A 15,603-nucleotide genomic window follows, 5' to 3' on the forward strand; every position below is an offset into this window, starting at 1 on the left:
CGCTGTCCACATGCTGGGCAGCGTTTTTTATTGTAAAAATTTTGATATACCAATTTCTGAATCTTTTTTATAATGGAAATAAGATTACTAGAAAGAAGGTAACTTCGTGAATTTTGACTTTCAGTATAATCCATATCCTTCCCAGCGTACCACTGTGTTCGCCAGAGGCGGTATGGTTGCCACCTCGCAGCCGCTCGCTGCCCAGGCAGGTCTTGATATTCTCAAAAAAGGCGGCAATGCTATCGATGCTGCCGTTGCTGCTGCAGCCGCTTTAACAGTACTTGAGCCTACCTCAAATGGAATCGGCGGTGACGCTTTCGCTTTAATTTGGAAAAAGGATAAACTTTATGGACTCAATGCAAGTGGCCCTGCACCGCAAAAATTAACGATTGACGCCGTAAAATCACGCGGTTTGGAGAGAATTCCTGCTTTTGGGCTTATTCCGGTGACGGTTCCTGGAGCACCATCAGGATGGGCGGAAATGTCTAAAAAATTTGGCCGCCTTTCGTTAAAGGAAGTTTTACAGCCAGCGATTGAATATGCAGAAAAAGGCTACCCGTTGACGCCGACGCTCGGTAAATATTGGGAATATGCCTACAATCGATACAAACAAAATCTAACCGATGAAGAGTTCCAGCCTTGGTTTGAAACCTTTGCCCCAAATGGACGAGCACCTAGGGTAGGTGAGATATGGCGTTCGCCGGCCCATGCAGCTACTTTAAATGAAATAGCTGAAACCGAGGCCGAAAGCTTTTATCGTGGCTTACTTGCGGACAAAATTTCTGCCTTTTCCGAACGCTACAATGGCTTCATTTCTAAGGAAGATTTAGCAGCCTACAGGGCAGAATGGGTCGAACCGATTAAAGTGAACTACCGCGGTTATGATGTGTGGGAAATTCCACCAAACGGTCAAGGCCTCGTCGCATTGCTGGGGCTGAATATCGTCAAAGGCTTTGATTTTACGGAAAAAGAGACCGTCGATGCCTACCACAAGCAAATTGAAGCGATGAAGTTTGCGTTTACTGACGGAAAGGCATGTATCACGGACCCTGCTTTTATGAAAATGCAATTAGAGGACGTTCTTTGTGATGCCTATGGCGAATCGAGGCGTCGTGAAATTAGTGATGAAGCCATTGAGCCGCTTCCGTACCAGCCGCCGCGTGGAGGTACAGTTTATCTCGCCGCAGCAGATGGGGAAGGCAACATGGTTTCGTTTATTCAAAGTAATTATATGGGATTCGGATCTGGGATTGTGGTGTCAGGCACCGGAATCGCTCTGCAAAACCGTGGTTATGATTTTTCGCTGGATCCTCAGCACCCGAATACCTTAAGACCGGGAGCCAAGTCGTATCACACCATTATCCCGGGGTTTTTGACGAAAGATGGTCAAGCTGTAGGGCCTTTCGGAGTCATGGGCGGATTCATGCAGCCGCAAGGGCATATGCAGGTCGTAATGAATACAATTGATTTTGGCTTGAATCCACAGGCTGCACTGGATGCGCCGAGATGGCAGTGGCTGGAAGGGAAGCGGGTGCAGGTTGAACCACATTTTCCAAATCATATTGCCCAGGCGCTTGCACGAAAAGGGCACCAAATTGAAGTAGCGCTTGATTCGGGTGGCTTCGGCCGCGGCCAAATCATTTGGCGCGACCCAAAAACGGGTGTGCTGATGGGCGGAACCGAAGCACGGACAGACGGGTCGATTGCTGCGTGGTGAGTTGGTACTGAAAACGGAGAATTTTGGGATAAATATCAACAAAAAAACAAGAGATTATATAAAGACAATCTCTTGTTTTTTATTTTTGCAGGTTTCTAAAATTAATTTCGCGGATTTAGTCTGGTATTTCGCGGCTTTTCCGATTTATTTCGCCGATTTTTAGAATTATTTCGCGGCCTTTTGCAATAATTTCGCCGAAAATCATAATAATTTCGCCAAACCAATCCTAACAGCATAAAAAAGAGCACCGGCCCAATCGCCAGTGCTCAAAAATCAAAATTTATTTCGCTGCCCCGTGGCAGTTTTTATATTTCTTACCGCTTCCGCAAGGGCACGGATCATTTCGGCCGATATTTTCCTTGTTGACTTTCGGCTTTTTCTTCAACGTTTCACCGTCTTCTTTTGGATTCACGGCATGACCTTGTGCGACCTCTTGACGTTCAAGATTATTGCGGATTTCTGCTTTCATAATATACATGGCCGTTTCGTCCTCAACAGACTCAATCATCGCTTCAAACATCGCGAAGCCTTCATGCTGGTATTCACGAAGAGGATCGGTTTGACCATAGGCGCGTAAATGAATACCTTGGCGAAGCTGATCCATTGCATCAATGTGGTCAATCCACTTCGAATCGACTGCACGAAGCGTAACGACTTTTTCGAATTCACGCATTTGTTCAGGATCAAGAATTTCTTCTTTTTCCGCGTAGCGTTCCATCGCTTTTGCATAAATGGCTTCAACCATTTCTTCGGAATCTTTTCCTTTTAGGTCCTCTAGAGTGATGTCACCCTCCGGAAGCAGATTAGCATGAACGTAATCTACTATACCCTGCAGATTCCATTCCTCTTCATCGGCATGGGCCGGTGCCAGGACGTTAACATGACGCTCAATAGACCGTAAAATCATGTTTTGAACAATGTCGCGAAGGTTTTCAGATTCTAATACTTCGTCACGCTGCTTGTAAATGATTTCGCGCTGCTGGCGAAGGACATCATCATATTGCAGCAATTGTTTACGGGCATCAAAGTTGTTGCCCTCAACGCGTTTTTGCGCTGATTCAACGGCACGGGATACCATTTTACTTTGAATCGGCTGAGTATCATCCATGCCGAGCTTTGTCATCATGTTTTTCATGTTATCAGAACCGAAGCGGCGCATGAGCTCATCTTCCATTGAAAGATAGAACTGAGTCACACCAGGGTCCCCCTGACGACCGGAACGTCCACGCAGCTGGTTATCGATCCGGCGGCTTTCATGGCGCTCGGTACCAATAACGGCAAGACCGCCTAGTTCACGTACACCTTCGCCAAGCTTAATGTCCGTACCACGGCCGGCCATGTTGGTCGCGATGGTTACTGCACCCTGCTGACCAGCTTCAGCGATAATTTCCGCTTCACGAGCATGGTTTTTCGCATTCAAGACATTGTGGCGAACACCTTTTTTCAATAGAAGCTTTGAAACGAGTTCGGAGGTTTCAATGGCAACTGTACCAACGAGCACAGGCTGCCCTTTTTGATAGCGTTCTGCAATGTCCTCTACAACAGCGCGGAACTTGCCTTCCATGGAAGCGTAAATTAAATCTGCACGGTCGTCACGGGCAATCGGCCGATTTGTTGGAATAACGACAACGTTCATATTATAAATGTTGCGGAACTCTTCTTCTTCCGTTTTTGCCGTACCAGTCATACCAGATAATTTTTCATACATCCTGAAGTAGTTTTGGAACGTAATGGTTGCCATTGTCATGCTTTCGTTTTGAATTTCGACACCTTCTTTTGCCTCAATGGCTTGATGCAAGCCTTCTGAGTAGCGGCGTCCCTTCATTAAACGGCCGGTAAATTGGTCAACGATGACAATTTCGCCTTCCTGTACGACATAATCAACATCGAGGTGCATCGTGACAATTGCCTTCAATGCTTGGTTGATATGATGGTTTAAAGTAACATGCGAAATATCAAATAAGTTTTCAATACCAAAGGCTTTTTCTGCCTTGCTGATCCCTTCTTCTGTCAGCATAACGGCTTTTGTTTTTTCATCATACGTATAATCGACTTCCTTCGAAAGCGTGCGGGCAAAGGCATTCGCCTGGATGTAAAGGACGGTTGATTTTTGTGCTGAGCCTGAAATAATCAGCGGTGTCCGCGCTTCGTCAATTAAAATGGAGTCGACCTCGTCAATGACGGCAAAATAGAGCGGGCGCTGTACCTTTTGCTCTTTATAAAGAACCATGTTATCACGCAAATAATCAAAGCCAAATTCGTTGTTTGTGCCGTAAGTGATGTCAGCGGCATAGGCAGCCTGCTTTTCGTCCTTGTCCATGCTGTTTAAGTTCAAACCGACAGTTAATCCTAAAAATTCATACAGCTGGCCCATTTCAGTAGCGTCACGGCTGGCTAGGTATTCGTTGACGGTAACAACGTGAACACCTTTTCCGGAAAGTGCATTCAAATAAACCGGCATGGTCGCAGTTAATGTTTTACCTTCCCCGGTCTTCATCTCGGAAATATTTCCTTCGTGGAGGGAAATACCGCCCATCAGCTGAACATGGTATGGATAAAGCCCTAGCACGCGGCGGGCACCTTCACGGACAACGGCAAATGCTTCTACCAGCAGGTCATCAAGTGATTCGCCTTTTTGATAGCGGGCTTTGAACTCTTCTGTTTTTTCCCTAAGCTGTTCGTCACTTAATCTTTCGGTTTCGCCAGCAAGTGCGTCAATTTTCATGGCGAGCTTGTCCAACCGTTTTAACTCGCGCTTGTTCAGATCAAAGACTTTATTTAAAATCCCCATATTTGAAGAACGCTCCTTTTTTACTTAAAAAAGCAATTATTTTTATAAAATCCAATTAATTCTAGCGATACTTTTCCTTTTATATCTTACCACTTTAACTGCAGCAGTGACAACAAAGTTGGCAGTTAGGGGAATTTATCAACTGCTTCGATTAGGCTGTACTGTCTTATTTTTGTCAAATTTGAACAGCCTATCGCATTTTATGTCAGATTAGCATTTATAGGGTCAAAGTCTATTAAAAGAGAACTCGAAGAAAATTTAAAATTCAATATTATGTATAAATATACATATTCATACTATTTTTCACTATTGGAATAGTGCTAACATAACCTTGTTATAACAACATTCTTATGTTGCTTTTAGAGAAAAACGCAACTTTTGTCCTATGGAAAAATATTCACAAATTGTACATTGGATTATACCCGTGTTATGTAAGATACTACCTTTAGAGAGGTATCAATGGAAAAAATACATAGAGAGAGCAATCAATATGGGAAGGGTGAGGAAAGTGGCTTTTTGGGGAAGAGAGAAAAAAAAAGAGACCGATCCCGAATTAATAGAAGAAGAAAAAAATATCGGCCTATTGAAGAGGCTCTGGCAAAAAGTCAGAAATATAGATTGGAAGGATCCGGTTACCCGCTGGAAGATGATGTTTATCTCGCTGATGGCGCTGATTGTTGTCGGTGGCGGAGGCTACGGTGTTCTAGCGATGACGAACTCGCCAACGTTCTGTGCCAGCTGTCATGAAATGGCACCTGAATATTCCACCTTTACAGCGAGTGCCCACAATAACATTACCTGTGTGCAATGTCACATTAAGCCAGGGACGATTAACATGCTGACTCATAAGATGAAGTCGATGAAAGAAGTTTACTATCACGTGACTGGAGTGCCAAATCAAATTGTTCAAACGGAGCATGAAGCAGTTTCAAACGAGAACTGTTTGCAATGCCACTCGAAAAACCGCATCGTAACTGCCTCTGGAGATCTGAAAGTAAATCATAAAAAGCACATTGAGAAAGATATTCCTTGTATTACGTGTCATGCCGGGGTTGTTCACGCTAAGATAGCTGCCCGCGGCATTAATACTGAAGAAGTGCGAGGAGATTATACAAAAGAAACAGCCCAAAAAATCATGGAGAAGAAGTACATGGCACCCAATATGGGGACATGTATTGACTGTCATGACAAAGTAAATAACGGAGAAGAACCATGGAAGGATATTACATACAGCATTCCGCCAAATCCGGAAGAAATGGAGAAAAAACTTCAGATAAATGAAAAAAAGGCTGAGGCAAAAGAAACGCTAATAACAGGAGAAGCTATAGCTTCCGACCATGACGAAAAAACACAAAAATTAATCTTAGAAGCAATAGGAAAACAAAAAAAGAACGTAAAAATATCGATGGCATGTGGCAACTGTCATAAATCTACATCAATTCCTAACAATCACAAAGTCGCCAATTGGAATAATAATCATGGAGTGACAGCTGTTGCCGAGCTCGACAAATGTATGGAATGTCACCAGGATTCGAAGTGGAAAAGGGATATCCCGAAGGAAGACATTATTACATTACTGAAAATGGGGAACGAAAAGAGAAAATACACACCGAATATTACGCTGGCGAAAGAGGAGTCAAGGATTAATAAATTCTGCGCCGCTTGTCACAGCGACCGTCCAGATAATCATGGCAACAGCGATCAATGGTTAACCGCACATGCCAGCAAAGCAAAAACGTCTGATCAAAAGGCACAGTGCTTCATTTGTCATGATCAGAAAAAGCCTAAAGCCGATTCCCCCGAGACATTAGCACCGACAGATGTTTATTGTCAGTACTGTCATAGAACTGGCTTTAAGGATGACATTAAAAACTAATTAATCAACTCTGGAGGGACGCTTTTATGGATGAAGAGCACAAATACGAGCGGTCGGCCCCTCCCCGTTTTCGGAATAAACTATTTAAAATTATGACTTTAACATTATTTTTTCTAATTGTCTTCTTCTCACTAGGGTACTTTGGAAAAGAAGCTGCCACTAGCTCCAAGTACTGTGTATCATGCCATGAGATGAAGCCTGAGTATTATACATGGAAGGCCTCAACACATGCAGAAGTGGATTGTGTTAATTGTCATAAGGATCCAGGGGTCAAGGAGATTGCTAAGGTTCAAGTAAATGGTGCGGTAAAGAATTTACGAAATGAAAATATCACAGCGGCTGCGATTATTCGCATGACAAAAGAGATACCGAATAATGTCTGCGAACAGTGCCATGATATGTCAAAACGTCAAGTTTCAGCTTCCGGGGACCTCATTATCCCGCATGATCGGCATACAGAGAAAAAGATTAAATGTACGCAATGTCATAGCAGTGTTGCCCATGGGCAGATTGCCAATCGAAACATGACCTTTAAAACAGATTACGATAACTGGGACAGCAAGGTAGGACAGGCAGCTATGGCGGATTTGAAATATACCCGCCCAACGATGGAAATCTGTATGGATTGCCATATTTCAAGAAAAATTACTACAAAATGCGAGGCCTGCCACACGACCGGAATGGTCCCAAAAAGTCATAAAAAGGCAGATTTCAAAACAACACATGGTCTTAAAGCAAAAAACGACCTAAAAAAATGTAATTCATGCCATGAGTATATGTCTACCTCAGCACTGGAAGGGTATGAAGACACATCAATCGTGGATAAGTACTTAAATCCTGATAAGAGGTCAGTGAATAAAAATGAGCATACCTATGCAAAGGAAAATACATTCTGCCAAAATTGCCACAAGAAAAGGCCGGCAAGCCATACAAGTTCGTTTATCGGAAACCATGGCACACTTGTAAACAAAAGCCAAGAAAAGTGTTTCACTTGTCATGATCCTAATCGAACAAATACATCCAGTAACAACGCAGTCAATTGTGCAACATGTCACCAAATGAAACATCAAAATAATTGGCGGCAAGGTCACCCGTTCCCTGCTGAAACGGTCAAAAGACCTGATGCAAGATGCTTCACTTGTCATGTGAAACAAACCTGTACATCTTGTCACAAAAAATGATCATGAGGTGGATACTTATGGAGGCGAAAAAACTCCCCGCAATAGAAATTGAGGAATCGACACGCACGGGCAGAAAGAAAGGCTATTTTACCAAGCTCCAGGCAATGGTGATGATTCTTGGAACACTATTTGTCAGCTTGATTGGCGGCTACTTCATTTGCGATAAATTCGTCTGGACTGATAAAAATCAAAGCAGATTGGATGGCCAAATCGCTTATTACGAGGATATGGTCAGTAAGGAGCCTAATAAAGCGGAACATCGCATTAACCTAGGTTACTCTTACCATTTAAAAGGTAAGAATGATGAAGCTGTTAAACAATTACAGATTGCGATTGATTTAGATAAAAAGAATGTTGGCGGCTATTTTAATTTAGGGGTGGTTTATAACGATGAAAAGCGCTATGACGATGCCTTAAAACAGTCCAAAAAAGCGGTAGAATTAGCTCCAAAAGATTATAAAGGACATTTGTTGGAAGGTATGGTTTATAGGAAACTGAAAATGTATAAAGATTCATTGGCATCTCTAGGGGAGGCAAACAAATTAATGCCTGCGAACACTGATATCATTTTTGAAATGGGAAGAGTGGCAGAGGGGCAAGGAAAAATCAAAGATGCCGAAGAGCTCTACAAAAAGGCACTAAGCTATGATCCTCTGTATAAACCTGCCACTGAAGCATTAACAAAAATTGCCTCTAAGGATCATTAAAAGGAGATGATCAAGATTGAAAAAGAACACTGTTTATATATGGATGGGAACAATTGTTGTTCTTACTGCAGCTCTTTTCACCGGCATCACTTTTTTTAATTTGGAGCCGGCAATCAAACCGATAGTAGCAGCGGCTAATCCAACTGTAGGGACACCAGAGTTCAGACAAGCGGTTTATGGAAGCTTTGAAAAACCTTTAAATAAACCGATGGATGTTGCAAAAATTGGCAGTCTGATTTACGTAACAGATACAAATAACCAACAGGTCCAGGTTTTTGATCAATCAGGAAATACTATTTCGAGGATTGGAAAAGCTGGATCAGGTAAGGGAGAATTTCAATTTCCATATGGTATCGCAGGGGATAAAAACGAAAATATTTACGTTGCTGATTTGTATAATGGAAACATTTCCATTTTTAATTCTAAAGGGAAGTTTATCAAATATTTTCCGGATCAAAGCAATGTCCTTAAGGCTCCAGGCGGATTGCGAATCTATGAAGAGAAGCTTTATGTCACGGATATAAAAGAAAACAAACTGTTTATCTTTAGTTTGGATGGAAAAAAATTAATGGAAATTGGCGGTGCCGGTGCTGGAAACGGACAGTTTATAGCACCTAACGCAGTAGCTGTTGATAAGGACCAGCAGGTTTATGTTACCGATTCAGGAAATAATAGAGTTCAAGTTTTCAATAAAGATGGCAAGTTTATAAAACTTATCAATGGAACAAAGGACGGAAAAGGAGATTCTATTTTTGTGAATCCCAGAGGAGTTGGAGTCGATTCGAAGGGAACTATTTATATCGTAAGTAATATGTCTCATAACATCTATGTCTATGACAAAGATGGCAATGAAGCCGCGGTTTTAGGTGGGATGGGAACAGATAATGGCCAGCTTTATCTGCCAAACGGTTTGTTTATTGATGAAAATGGCGCCATATATGTAACGGATACAATCAATAAAAGAATACAGGTTTTCTACTGAAACTTTCATTTTAAGGGGGTGGTATGTAAAAGTAAGAGATCATCGTTTCTCAAGGGTAAAGAATTTTAGAAAAGACAGAGAGAAAGATTTTTAGGGAGGTTTTTAGACATGAGTAAAATTAAACTAGGTTTTTCTGCTTTGTTAACGCTTATTCTTTTGAGTATGTTTGCCGCGTTAGCCTCCGCAGAAGGTTTCACAGCAACGCCTAGCAACCCGGCTCCTGGTATTAATGTTGGTACAGTTGATAATGATGGTAATTTAAATCAACACAGAACTCATGGTAATTTCCAAAACAATACGAATTCCTGCGGAAACTGCCATAGCGCACATAATGGCAGTAATGAAACATTACTTAAGTTTCAAAATTCGGAGCCTGATATGTGTTTATCTTGTCATGACGGGACAATGGGCTTCTATAACGTAAATACTGCATCTGGTGCTGGTGTATTTAACAGTACACATGACAGTGCTTCTATGCACGATGTTGGTAAAGGTATACAGATTGGTTCTGCTCCGGGGGCTTACACCAATAAATCAATCGGGGAATTAGAATGTTCCAGCTGTCACAATCCACACGGATCTGTTAATGACAGATTATTAAGTGAAAATGTCATTGGAGTCAACTATTCTGGTCTTACAAAAGGAACAAAGTCTATTAATCTTGAATTAACGGAAGATCCTGCTTATGCAGATATTAACAATAGCTCCACCATGTCTGGGTTGAAAATCACGACCTCTGTCGGACCAAAAGGTAACACCGATAAAGTTAACTATTCTAAATTTTGTTCGGCATGTCATGATGATTACCTAACTAGCAGCGGTGCGCCAAATCACAGCAACCATTACGGTCATACAACAAACAGCTCTTCTGCCGGAAGAAACTGTGCAAGCTGTCACTATGCACATGGTACAGATATTACAACACTAAAAGATACGCAAGGCAAAACAATTGCTGATTATAAGACAATTGATGGCTGGTCACAAGAAAAAGCCGAAGCCTACATGAAGGACGTAAGTGTAAACAGTAAAGGTGTAAAATCATCATCACTTAAAAAATATACCAATATGGCTGTATGTTGGACATGTCACCAATCTTCACATGCCATCGATACACAGCAGCCTGATGAAAAATACTTAACTGACGGTGTAGACAGATACGGAAATCCTATTAAAGTATTTAAAGGCAAGTCTGGAATTAGATAAATGAAAACTCGCGGATTGGCAAGTCCAATAGGACGAAGGCAGAGGCGTAGTTGAATTTATGCGTTCAGAATTTAGGGGACTAAATTTTGATTAGCTAAAAAAAAGCTAACCTATAGCCCCACTATTAGTTAGCTGATGAAGATAGTAACATTATTTAACAAGGTAGTAATAGTAAGTATTACTGCCTTGTTTATTATTCCTGATTATTGAGAAATTGTCAAAAATCTTTCATTTAACGAAGAAAATTAATGTTAATTCAGTTGATATAATTAATTTTTTTTACCTAGATTTAGAGTAAAGAGAAACGAGAAAAGGATGAATATCATGAAAAGGATGAACTACAAACAAAAGCTTATCTTATATTTTATTATCTGTAGCCTTTTAATTAGTTCTTTCCTTTTATATTCTCCTGAAACCCATGTTTTTTCAGCAACTGGCGAACCGGAAATAACGGTTATGACTCCAGCGGCAGAAGCAGTACTTGACGTTTCAACGGTTGAATTTACAGGGAAAGTTTCAGATGACCAGACGCCATCAAACGAATTGGTCATAAAGGTTTTTGAGCAGTCAGAGGATTCTGAGCAGCCCATTGATATTACAGATGACGGGAAGCTGACGATAACACCCAAGGCAGAATATGCTGATTTTACTTACTTAAACGAATTTAGTAACGGGATTCATAAGTTAACATTTTTTGTTTCCGATCAACAAGGGTTCAGTAGTAAGGTGGAACAAACGTTTACGGTCATGCTGCCAGAGAAGGTTCAAGGATCTGAGAGTGAAAACGCAGCAAGTGATGGGACAACGAATTCAGTGGAAACAACTGATGCCACTGTTGAAACAGCTAACAACCAGACAAATTTGGAAACGAATCTAAGACAGCCGGCTGCTATAGAATCTAGTACAGCTGAATCTAGTACCAATAACCTAATTACAAATCAGCTTGATGCTAATGAATCAACTGGAAATCAGCCAGCTGTTGAAGAAATCGGTAATAGACCTTATATGACAAAGATGCTATTAATTCCTAAAGGTACTGAAAATGAATATGAACCAGACGGAAAGGTGCCTGATGGTTCCTTGCCTGCAGAAGATATGACGCGTGTACCATTGGATTATCAAATTTTAATTGAAGTTAGAAGCGTGGGGAAAATCCCTGTAACTCAACCATTGATAACGGTTTTTGGAGAAGATAGTAATGGAAAAGAAAAGCTAATAAAGGAAGATATTAAGTTAAACGATAATATTACGGCATATGTTTATACCTATACATTTGATAATAATCTTTCGCCAGGTAAAACATATTCTGTTTATTTAGATCCTAATTTCGAAAATGACTCAAAATTTAAGATCATTCCAAGGTTTCTTAAATTTACAACGGTCAGCGCAAATCATCAAGATGTGAAAGGGTTTAGCCTCAAGGATGGTGAAACGATTGCTGACATACCGGATAGTCAAAGATCCATTGACTTTAATATCCACGGAAATTATTCAAATGTTACGAATGCTTGTGCCTATTGTCATAGTACTCATAATGGAAAAAATGCAACACTTGAAGGCGGTACAATAACAGCGAAAGCTGATAATCTATGTTTAGCGTGTCATGATGGAACTCTGGCTAGTGCCGGCATACCGGCCGCAGAAAAGTATTATTCATCTGATTTTAAACATGCTCAGGGTCAAACAAAAGAAACGGCTGCCTGCACTAGTTGTCATAACCCACATATACCCGGGACACCTGACAACCCCAATAGTCTGAAAAGTGACAGCAGGTTAAAACCTTTTTCCTATAAAAAAGCAAGTTCAGCAACTGGGGATGCTGAGGATTTCTCATTATGTTTTAGCTGTCACGATGGCTCAAAAGGTAAAGACATTAAGCAATATTACAAGAATGATAATTTCCTTAGCCAATCCGGGCATAATCTTACAAAAACTGCTGACAGTGGCACCAAATTAATTGGTCAGCTGCCTTGTGCAGAATGTCATGAAACTCATGGTTCAAATAACATCCAAATGTTAAGGTCTAATCTCGGCAATATAGAACCAGCAAAAAATAAAAGTAAATTTTTAAAGGACGGGGGCGATTGGGATGCCTCCGCACAAAGAGAGTTCTGTTTAGCGTGTCATAATCCTGACAATAAAACAGTACTATATGGAAAAATTACAACGTTTATGGAGATAGATTCAGCAGGAAATCCTATTTCTGGGCATCTCAAGGAGAATTATCAAATGTGCTCCCAGTGTCATGGAGGAGGTTCATTCATCGAAGCAGCACATGCTCCGAAAAAAATTCTTCAAACAACAAACTCGGAAGCTGTTACTTCGGAATCGGTGAATTTAGGTAGTCCATAAAAAACGAGGGGATATCCTCTCGTTTTTTTTAATTTTGAATTCCTCCCCATTCTCAAGTTATAATAGATAATGGACAAAAACAGACTTGGATATTTCGAATAAAATATTGATTATTTATCATTTATAGAGGTGGAAAATATGGAACTAGCGGAAATTCGCAATACACTTGAAAAAATGGCTGTTACATTGGCGGACTTTAGGGGGTCTCTTTGACCTGGAAAATAAGGAAGCCAGAATAGCTGAATTAGACGATGTTATGCTGCAGCCTGATTTTTGGAATGACCAGCAGGAGGCACAAAAGGTCATTAGCGAGGCTAATGGATTAAAGGATCAGGTTAATGAATTTTATAACTTGAATGAAACATTTGAAAATCTTGAATTAACATATGAACTTGTTAAGGAAGAAGCAGATGCCGAATTGCAGGCAGAGCTTGAGGAGGAATTACAGCAGCTATCGAGCCGCTTAAATGACTTTGAATTACAGCTTCTTCTAAGTGATGAATATGATAAAAATAATGCCATCTTAGAGCTGCACCCAGGTGCTGGCGGTACGGAGTCACAGGATTGGGGCTCAATGCTTTTGCGGATGTACACGCGCTGGGCTGAAAGTAAGGGCTTCAAGGTTGTTACCCTCGATTACCTGCCTGGTGATGAGGCTGGGATTAAGAGTGTTACCCTTGGTATCAATGGTCATAATGCATATGGCTATTTAAAAGCTGAAAAAGGCGTTCACCGCCTAGTCCGGATTTCTCCATTTGATTCGTCAGGACGTCGTCATACTTCATTCGTTTCCTGTGACGTGATGCCGGAATTTAATGATGAAATTGAAATTGAGATTCGTACGGAGGACTTACGGATTGATACGTACCGTGCGAGCGGTGCCGGAGGACAGCATATCAATAAAACCGAATCTGCGGTTCGAATCACACACACACCAACAGGGATTGTTGTCTCCTGCCAAACGGAGCGTTCGCAAATTCAAAACCGGGAACATGCGATGAAAATGTTAAAAGCGAAACTCTACCAACGGGAACTGGAAGAGAAGGAAAAAGCGCTTGCGGAAATTCGGGGCGAACAAAAGGAAATCGGTTGGGGCAGTCAAATTCGCTCCTACGTCTTCCATCCATATTCAATGGTAAAAGACCATCGTACAGGTACCGAGACTGGTAACGTTCAAGCGGTAATGGACGGGGATATTGATCAGTTTATCAATGCCTATCTTCGTTCGAGAATTTCATAATGAAATGTTTAAGTCTATGCTGACTCCAGCATAGGCTTGTTTTTTTGGAAATGGCGAGTAAAATATAGCTTTTCAATCTTTTCATGAAACCCCCTTTAATAGCAAATGCTATAAAAAATTTATTACTTTAACACGGCAGATTGCTGGCATTTACACCAATTTTTACCCGTGTTATACTCACTTCGGTTAAAAGCTTTCAGAGGGGAATCATACATGAATCGAATTAATCATTTTACAGAAGCAAATCCAAAAATACGAATTGTAATGGATTATTTACTGGTCTTAATTGGCTCAGCCATTATTGCGATTTCATTCAACGCTTTTTTACTTCCGAACAAGGTTGCATCAGGCGGTGTAAGTGGAATTAGTACAATTTTAAAGTCCGTGCTTGGCTTGGAGCCGGCATATGTACAATGGGCCTTTAACATTCCATTATTTATCGCTGGAGTAATTCTTTTAGGAAAACACTATGGTGCCAAAACATTGGCAGGGACTGTTTTTCTGCCGTTTGTGGTATTTTTAACAAAAAGCTGGGAGCCATGGACGCATGATGCCTTGCTGGGAGCTTTATTTGGCGGTATTGGTGTAGGTCTGGGACTTGGGATCGTGTTCCGCGGAAATGCCTCTACTGGGGGAACCGATTTAGCTGCACAGATTGTCCATAAATATACCGGTTTTACGCTAGGTAGATGTGTTGTGATGATAGACGGACTTATTGTTTTAACCGCGGCAATCGTTTTTGACATAGAAAAAGCTCTCTATGCCTTAATCGGCCTGTATGTTACCAGTAAAACGATTGACCTAATCCAGGTCGGCTTCGGCAGGTCGAAGATGGCGATGATCATCACTAATAAGCAGGATGAAGTACGTGAGGGGATATTAAACAAAATTGACCGTGGTGTCACGAAACTATCGGCATTTGGTGGATTTACCGACCATGAACGCCCGGTATTGATGTGTGTCGTTGATCAAACGGAGTTCACAAAATTGAAACAATTGGTTAAAGGCCTTGATCCATCAGCGTTTGTCGTCGTTATGGACGCGGCAGAGGTGTTAGGAGAGGGTTTCAAACGAGGATAATGTTGGTATAATTAAGCAGTGATGGCACTATTTTCACATTAGGGGGAGTGGCAATGAAGAAAAAACTAGGAACAATTATATTTGGAGCTGCTATGGTAATGGGATTAGCTGCATGCGGCGGCGGTTCTGATGATGGTGAAAAAGATACCGCATCAGCCGGAGCGGCAAAGATTGTTGATCAAAAATGTTCAAGCTGTCATGGCGGCGATCTTAAAGGAGGTATGGGCCCAGATTTAACAAAGGTTGGGTCTAAATACTCAAAGGATGAAATCTTAGATATTCTCAAAAACGGTAAAGGCTCAATGCCGCCTGGTGTCGTTTCAGGTGACGATGCTGACCAGGTTGCTCAATGGCTTGCAGAAAAAAAATAAGATATTAGAAAACACTCTGTCATTTCGGCAGAGTGTTTTTTTGTCGAAAAACTCCTATTGCAAGTTCGACAAAATGAACGACCTGCATGTAAAAAATCTTGCC

At 41.3% G+C, this 15,603-nt stretch carries 11 protein-coding genes; 10 read left to right on the forward strand and 1 reads right to left on the reverse strand.

The genetic code is table 11. From position 1 onward, the window contains the following. The first annotated feature begins 106 nt into the window (after positions 1-106). The gene (locus tag IE222_RS05070) at positions 107-1,717 is read left to right on the forward strand and encodes a gamma-glutamyltransferase family protein (RefSeq protein ID WP_191270370.1); all 1,611 of its coding nucleotides are present in this window, start codon (positions 107-109) and stop codon (positions 1,715-1,717) included. 280 nt (positions 1,718-1,997) lie between these two features. On the opposite strand, the gene secA is transcribed toward IE222_RS05070, so the two are convergent. Next, positions 1,998-4,508, reverse strand: a complete 2,511-nt coding sequence (gene secA, locus IE222_RS05075) for a preprotein translocase subunit SecA (RefSeq protein ID WP_191270372.1) — start codon at positions 4,506-4,508, stop codon at positions 1,998-2,000. Positions 4,509-5,016: 508 nt separating this feature from the next. Between secA and IE222_RS05080 the strand changes: the two genes are divergently transcribed. From IE222_RS05080 to cccB, 9 genes are all read left to right on the forward strand, one after another. Next, the gene (locus IE222_RS05080) at positions 5,017-6,384 is read left to right on the forward strand and encodes a NapC/NirT family cytochrome c (RefSeq protein ID WP_191270374.1); all 1,368 of its coding nucleotides are present in this window, start codon (positions 5,017-5,019) and stop codon (positions 6,382-6,384) included. Positions 6,385-6,410: 26 nt separating this feature from the next. Further along, positions 6,411-7,565, forward strand: a complete 1,155-nt coding sequence (locus IE222_RS05085; RefSeq protein ID WP_191270376.1) for a NapC/NirT family cytochrome c — start codon at positions 6,411-6,413, stop codon at positions 7,563-7,565. 17 nt (positions 7,566-7,582) lie between these two features. Then, positions 7,583-8,272, forward strand: a complete 690-nt coding sequence (locus tag IE222_RS05090) for a tetratricopeptide repeat protein (RefSeq protein ID WP_191270378.1) — start codon at positions 7,583-7,585, stop codon at positions 8,270-8,272. Between the two features lie 16 nt (positions 8,273-8,288). After that, a complete protein-coding gene (locus tag IE222_RS05095; RefSeq protein ID WP_191270380.1) occupies positions 8,289-9,254 on the forward strand; it encodes a 6-bladed beta-propeller in 966 nt (321 codons plus the stop codon). Positions 9,255-9,362: 108 nt separating this feature from the next. Then, positions 9,363-10,457: a cytochrome c3 family protein gene (locus tag IE222_RS05100; protein ID WP_191270382.1), complete on the forward strand. Its 1,095-nt coding sequence runs from the start codon at positions 9,363-9,365 to the stop codon at positions 10,455-10,457. Between the two features lie 324 nt (positions 10,458-10,781). After that, positions 10,782-12,809: a cytochrome c3 family protein gene (locus IE222_RS05105; protein WP_191270384.1), complete on the forward strand. Its 2,028-nt coding sequence runs from the start codon at positions 10,782-10,784 to the stop codon at positions 12,807-12,809. Between the two features lie 138 nt (positions 12,810-12,947). Next, positions 12,948-14,049 (forward strand): peptide chain release factor 2 gene (gene prfB, locus IE222_RS05110; RefSeq protein ID WP_191270386.1). Its coding sequence is split into 2 segments (ribosomal slippage): positions 12,948-13,019 and positions 13,021-14,049, totalling 1,101 coding nucleotides; the frame shifts between segments, so codons are not numbered across the junction. Positions 14,050-14,262: 213 nt separating this feature from the next. Continuing rightward, the gene (locus tag IE222_RS05115; RefSeq protein WP_191270388.1) at positions 14,263-15,129 is read left to right on the forward strand and encodes a YitT family protein; all 867 of its coding nucleotides are present in this window, start codon (positions 14,263-14,265) and stop codon (positions 15,127-15,129) included. A 53-nt stretch (positions 15,130-15,182) separates the two neighbouring features. Then, positions 15,183-15,500, forward strand: a complete 318-nt coding sequence (gene cccB, locus IE222_RS05120) for a cytochrome c551 (protein ID WP_191270390.1) — start codon at positions 15,183-15,185, stop codon at positions 15,498-15,500. The last annotated feature ends 103 nt before the right edge of the window (positions 15,501-15,603 follow it).

It is taken from the genome of Neobacillus kokaensis (assembly GCF_014656545.1).
Classification (GTDB): Bacteria; Bacillota; Bacilli; order Bacillales; family Cytobacillaceae; genus Neobacillus; species Neobacillus kokaensis.

Bases quoted from the DNA above. Each gene is read 5' to 3' on its own strand.
- IE222_RS05090 (WP_191270378.1), top strand. From the start codon at position 7,583: ATGGAGGCGAAAAAACTCCCCGCAATAGAAATTGAGGAATCGACACGC.
- IE222_RS05085 (WP_191270376.1), top strand. From the start codon at position 6,411: ATGGATGAAGAGCACAAATACGAGCGGTCGGCCCCTCCCCGTTTTCGG.
- IE222_RS05115 (WP_191270388.1), top strand. From the start codon at position 14,263: ATGAATCGAATTAATCATTTTACAGAAGCAAATCCAAAAATACGAATT.
- secA (WP_191270372.1), bottom strand. From the start codon at position 4,508: ATGGGGATTTTAAATAAAGTCTTTGATCTGAACAAGCGCGAGTTAAAA.
- IE222_RS05105 (WP_191270384.1), top strand. From the start codon at position 10,782: ATGAAAAGGATGAACTACAAACAAAAGCTTATCTTATATTTTATTATC.
- cccB (WP_191270390.1), top strand. From the start codon at position 15,183: ATGAAGAAAAAACTAGGAACAATTATATTTGGAGCTGCTATGGTAATG.
- IE222_RS05100 (WP_191270382.1), top strand. From the start codon at position 9,363: ATGAGTAAAATTAAACTAGGTTTTTCTGCTTTGTTAACGCTTATTCTT.